Below are 1,012 nucleotides of genomic sequence, written 5' to 3' on the forward strand. Positions count from 1 at the left end.
TCAGCGGTGAGATCGATCGCGAAACGCAGGGTGTTGAGCACCTTGACGGTGTGACCGCGCTGGAGCGCGGCCGCACGCAGTCGTTGGGTCGAATACGCCTGCGGCGCGCGGGAAAGCACTGCGATCTTCACGGGGGGTTTCCTGCCAGGATGGTAGGGTGAGTAAGTCATCCCATTCAAACACTCTTATCGGGTGGCGAGAATGGGTGAGCCTGCCCGATCTCGGCGTTGACTGGATCAAAGCCAAGGTCGACACCGGCGCGCGTACGTCCTCGTTGCACGCATTCGGCATCCAGGAGTTCGAGCGCGACGGCGTGTCGTGGGTACGGTTCCGTGTGAAGCCCTGGCAGGACAGCCAGGAGGACGCCGTGGTGGTCGAGTCCCCCGTGCACGATCGACGTGCCGTTCGCAGCTCGTCAGGTCACGCGCAGCAGCGACTCGTGGTCGAGATGCTGATCCGCCTGCACGACCGCGAGGTGCTCGCCGAGGTCACTCTGAGCAACCGCGACGAGATGGGATTCCGGATGCTCATCGGTCGTGAGGCTCTGCGTCAGGGCTACCTGATCGATCCGGCCCGGTCGTTCGTCGGCGGTCGCGCACCGCGTGAGGCACGGCGCCGCAACCGCGGGAAGGACTGACCCGCTCAGGCGCGGATCAGCACGAGACCGACGACTTTGTCATGCAGACCCCGCTGGTCGGCATCCCAGACGACCGCGGGGATCACCACGATCAGCAGCAGAGCACGCACGACCGGTCGCCACAGGCCTACCCATCCCCCGTCGAGCCGGATCACCCGCATTCCCAGGATGCGGTGCCCGGGGCTGCCTCCTGCGGTCGGGATGAAGAGGATCTGCAGCAGCGCGAACACCGCCATCGGCGCGAACATCGTCAATCCGGCTTCGCCAGGAAGCGCGAACTGGTCGTACCCGAGGAAGCCGGTGGCGATCAGGGTCGCCGCCACGTAGTCGATGAGGAGGGCACCGACTCGGCGGCCCGGTCGGGCGACGCTTCCC

Annotated in this window: 2 protein-coding genes and 1 pseudogene; 1 reads left to right on the top strand and 2 read right to left on the bottom strand. The window is 66.3% G+C overall.

Annotation, left to right across the window (positions count from 1 at the left end):
* Positions 1 to 131, bottom strand: a pseudogene (locus J7E68_RS20205) (30S ribosomal protein S6--L-glutamate ligase); the annotation flags it as partial.
* A 26-nt stretch (positions 132 to 157) separates the two neighbouring features.
* Between J7E68_RS20205 and J7E68_RS18210 the strand changes: the two are divergent.
* The gene (locus J7E68_RS18210; protein ID WP_215174958.1) at positions 158 to 637 is read left to right on the top strand and encodes a RimK/LysX family protein; all 480 of its coding nucleotides are present in this window, start codon (positions 158 to 160) and stop codon (positions 635 to 637) included.
* A 5-nt stretch (positions 638 to 642) separates the two neighbouring features.
* Here J7E68_RS18210 and J7E68_RS18215 read toward each other — a convergent pair.
* Positions 643 to 1,012: RDD family protein (locus J7E68_RS18215; protein WP_215174959.1), on the bottom strand; the 370-nt coding region annotated here is incomplete at its 5' end.

The organism is Microbacterium sp. ISL-103, assembly GCF_018613995.1.
Lineage (GTDB): Bacteria > Actinomycetota > Actinomycetes > Actinomycetales > Microbacteriaceae > Microbacterium.